At 65.3% G+C, this 4,283-nt stretch carries 4 protein-coding genes; all 4 read right to left on the bottom strand.

Going from position 1 to position 4,283, the window contains the following annotated elements; translation table 11 throughout:
* Positions 1 to 50: 50 nt before the first annotated feature.
* Complete coding sequence (locus HUK65_RS18055; protein ID WP_179907647.1) at positions 51 to 1,571, bottom strand: tripartite tricarboxylate transporter permease; 1,521 nt, start codon at positions 1,569 to 1,571, stop codon at positions 51 to 53.
* A gap of 341 nt (positions 1,572 to 1,912) precedes the next feature.
* Positions 1,913 to 2,410: a tripartite tricarboxylate transporter TctB family protein gene (locus HUK65_RS18050; RefSeq protein WP_179907646.1), complete on the bottom strand. Its 498-nt coding sequence runs from the start codon at positions 2,408 to 2,410 to the stop codon at positions 1,913 to 1,915.
* 238 nt (positions 2,411 to 2,648) lie between these two features.
* Positions 2,649 to 3,698: a Bug family tripartite tricarboxylate transporter substrate binding protein gene (locus HUK65_RS18045; protein WP_179907645.1), complete on the bottom strand. Its 1,050-nt coding sequence runs from the start codon at positions 3,696 to 3,698 to the stop codon at positions 2,649 to 2,651.
* 370 nt (positions 3,699 to 4,068) lie between these two features.
* A partial coding sequence (locus HUK65_RS18040) for a universal stress protein (protein ID WP_179907644.1) occupies positions 4,069 to 4,283 on the bottom strand: 215 nt, incomplete at its 5' end.

The raw sequence follows: 4,283 nt of genomic DNA, 5'->3' as shown, positions 1-4,283 counted from the left end.
AACGGGCGCCGGTTGTATCGGCGCCCGTTGATTTTGTTGTGTTTTGGTTTTCAGGTGCTTGCGTTTCTGCGTGCCTTTATCTTCTTCCAGATGAGGCTGATGAGCGGCAGCAGGAAGAGGGTTACGGCGACGAGCGCGATGGGGCCCGAGACGGGGCGCTGGAAGAAGATCATCATGGAGCCGTCGGACATGATGAGCGACTGGCGCAGGGCCTGTTCGGTGGGTGCGCCCAGCACCAGGGCCACGACCAGCGGCGCCATGGGGTAGTCCAGGCGGCGGATGACGAAGCCGATGATGCCGAAGATCAGCACCAGCCACACGTCCAGCATCGAGTTCTGGATCGCATAGGCGCCCACGAAGCACAGGATCACGATGATCGGCGTGATGATCGCATAGGGTGTGCGCAGCATCAGCGCCAGCAGCGGCGTTGCGGCCAGGCAGATGATCACCGCGGCTATGTTCGAGACATAGAGGCTGGCCACGAAGGACCACACGAACTCGGGCTGGTCCACGAACAGCCGCGGCCCCGGAATGAAGCCCCACATGAAGATCCCCGCCATCAGGATCGCCGCGGTGGGCGAGCCGGGGATGCCCAGGACCAGCATCGGCAGGATCGAGCCTGTGCCGGCGGCATTGTTGGCGGCCTCGGGGGCCATCACGCCCTCGGGGGCGCCCTTGCCGAACATCTCGGGGTGTTTCGAGGTCTTCATGGCGATCCCGTAGGCCATGAACGAGGCCGGGGTCGCGCCGGCGCCGGGCAGGATGCCGGTGCAGAAGCCCAGCACCGCCGAGACCAGCGCCAGCCACCAGTTCTTGAGCACGAACTTGATCGAATCGGTGATGTCCTTCATGCCCAGCTTGGCGGCCTTGGTCATGTCCTCGATCTGGACCTTGTAGCGTTCGGCGGCGTTGTTGAGCACCTCGCCCAAGCCAAAGAGGCCGATGGTGATGGGCACGAAATGGAAGCCCTGCATCAGCTGCATCTGCCCGAAGGTCAGCCGCGGCTGCCCGGTCACCAGGTCCAGCCCCACCGTGGCCAGCAGGAAGCCCGCCGCGATCATGATCAGCGTCTTGCCGACCGCGCCGCCCAGCCCCACGAAGGTGCCAAAGGCGATCATCAGCACCGCGAACATCTCGGGCGGGCCGAAGCGCAGCGCGGCCAGCGCGAAGGGCAGCGCGAAGAAGGTGAACAGCACCGCCCCGATCATGGCGCCCACAAAGGACACCGAGAACGCGATCGACATGGCCAGCTGCGCCTTGCCCTGCTTGGCCATGGGCCGGCCGTCGAACATGACCGCCACCGACCAGGGGTTGCCTGGCACAGCAAACAGGATCGAGGTGATCACACCGCCATACATCGACCCCCAGTAGATGCCCGCAAGCATCACCAGCGCCGAGATCGGCTCCAGAAACACCGTCACCGGCAGCAGGATCGCCACCCCCGTGGTGCCCCCCACCCCGGGCAGCACCCCCACCAGAAGGCCAAGGATGACGCCCAGCATCATGAAGCCGATCCGTGTCGGATCCGTGATGGCGCTCATCCCGAGCATCAGAAGTTCAAAAGATTCCATGAGTTCCGTCCCCGAAGCGAATGGTGTTGACGAAATGCGCTTGCGCGCCGGTTCCGTCGGTTATCTCTGGCCGTCCTGGCCGTGCCCGGCCCCCCGCGCCCCTGTCTTTCGGCACGCAGCCCCGAGCCCGAACCTGAACCCGAACCGGGGCCTGATCCTGGCCGGGGGCGCGCCCAGCACCGCCCGGGCCATGGGGCCAAGGGCCGCCTGGCGTCCCGCTGCGGGCCCTGCCAGCGCCGGTTGCGCGCCTGGCCCGTGAATGCGTCCTGTGATGCGCGCCGGGGGCATGCGGACCGAAAGACATCAGGGCCACCCGATCCGCCCGCCGACGCAGGCCACGCTCAGATCGGCAGCTGGCCGGTGCGATAGAACATGCTCATCGGCATGGGAATGTTGAACCCCTTGGTCAGGACCGCCCAGAGCACCAACGGCAGGGCAATCATGCCCACAAGCCCCCAATACCATTTGAACTTCCCGTACCAGACCATGAAGAAGCCGATATACAGCCCCGCCGTGATGTAGATCCCCGCGTAGCGCAGGATCAGAAGCGCCCCCAGGATCGGCGTCGCCACCTTCACCAGATCCACGATCTCCTGGCTGACCTCGAAGAAGGGACGATGATCGGGCTTGCGCCAGTTCAGATACACCGTCACCAGCGCCCCCCCGGTCATCATCAACGTCATCACGAAGGGAAAGAAGCCCGGCTCCGGCCCGCTCCAGCCCCAGCCGGGACCAAGGCGCAGCGCCTCCTGGAACAGGATCACGCCCATGCCCAGAAGCAGCGCACAGACCACATATTCCATGGTCGCGTTGGTTATGCGCAGCAGAAAGGATGTCATCGTCTTGCCTCATCTGTTGCCGCAGGCACAGCACCCGCAGGCGGCCGCCTCAAACCCGCCCCCCCACCGGTCACGCAGAAGACCAGGGCGTGGGGCACAGGACATGCACGGGGGGCGGGGCAACCACAGGGCAGACCGCCCCCCGCAGATCGGATACCGGGCCGCCCCCGCCCCCAACGCCGCACCGGAACAACCGCTCCGGGGCGCAGCACCAGGGGCGCGCGGCCCGGCAGGCGCCTCAGCGCTCGCGCAGATCCGGGCGCAGATCCCAGCCGAAGATGTCACGCATCGCCGTGACGTGGTTGTTCTCGAAGGTCACAAGCCACTCGCCATATTCCTCGGCCCCCATGAAGACCGGGCTCATGGCGTTGTTCACCATGAACTCCTGCCAGTCATCGGTCTCGAACACCTGGCGGAACAGGTCCTCGTACCAGGCCACCGCCTCGTCCGAAATCCCCGGCGCGCCCATCACGCCGCGCATCTGGTGCAGGCCGCCCACAAGGTCCAGGATCTCGGCATAGCTCACGCCGTCCATCACCTCGCTGTCGGTGCCGATCTCCAGCTCCCAATGCGTCGGAACATCCGGGAAGGCCTCATCCCGCTCGGGCACGAACTGCACGATCGGGATCAGACGCTCCGGATAATGCGGCAGCGCCTCGGCCGGCTGGTTCACGTTGAAATCGATGTGACCGCCCGCAACCTGCGAGGCCACCTCGCCGCCGCCGCCCGCGGGCACATAGCGGAACTGCTGGCAGCCCGCCGCCTCCTGCAGCAGGTTGATCTGGATCTCGTCCTCGGACCGCGAGCCCGTCCCAACCGAGGTCAGACGCTCGTTCTGGCACCGCTCCAGGAACTCCTCCCAGCTGCCGATGTTGTCCGGGTGCGTCACCAGCCAGAACGGGTCCATCAGCATCTTCGCCAGAGGCGTCAGATCCTCGGACGGGTACATCACCGGAATCGGCTGCTGCAGCGCCGTGGTCACCAGGCTGTTCAGCGTCGGCGTGATGAAATGCGGATCCCCCGCCTGCCCGGCCATATAGGCCATCGACACCGCGCCCGCGCCGCCCGGCATGTTCACCGGCGTGATCGGAACCGGCGAAAGACCGTATTTCTCGATGATCCCGATCCACAGCCGTGCATAGGTGTCCGACCCGCCACCCGGCGAGGTCTGGATCACGAATTCGATCGGCCGCGTCGGCGCCCAGTCGGCAACAACCGCCGTCGGCGCAACAAGTGCCGCCGCCGCCGCTGCAGCCATCAGGCCGCGCTTCATGGTCTTGTCAGTCATCAGTGGTTTCCTCCCTTGAGACATCATTCTGCTCGCCTCCTGCGGACCTGCCCCGCCGCGCCCCTTGGCGGAAACGCTCCCTCACGGGACAGACCCCTCATGGCACCGGGGCCGCGATCCCGACCGAAGCGCCCCTGCGCAACAGCCAAACCATCCCCGCCTGCCCACCAGGGCGCCGCATGCTCCTCCTGCCGCAGCACCCCTGGTGTCTGGTATAATGTATTGTGAAGACCCGTCTGGCAACCGTCTTGTTGCAGACCCCCACAATCCACCACGAAATCACCCGCAAAACCCAGACCCGGACCACCCCCCGGCCCCCACGGACCGGACAGCACGGAAAACACTCCGCGCAAGGGATCGCCCGAACCCCTCAATGCGACATCAGAACAGGCAAATGCGCCCCTTCCAGAATGTCCTGCGTAACGCCACCAAGAATATCCTCCCGGAACTTGCTGTGCTCATACGCACCCATGACCATCAAATCCGCCCCAAACTCCCGACACCCGTCCATCAAGGCCCCGGAAACACCACCAACACCAGAACTCCGAACAACAGAATGCGCAGACATACCATGACGACGAAGAA

Origin of the sequence: Rhabdonatronobacter sediminivivens, assembly GCF_013415485.1 — a bacterium.
GTDB classification, from domain to species: domain Bacteria; phylum Pseudomonadota; class Alphaproteobacteria; order Rhodobacterales; family Rhodobacteraceae; genus Rhabdonatronobacter; species Rhabdonatronobacter sediminivivens.
This window is presented reverse-complemented; position numbering and strand designations above follow the sequence as displayed.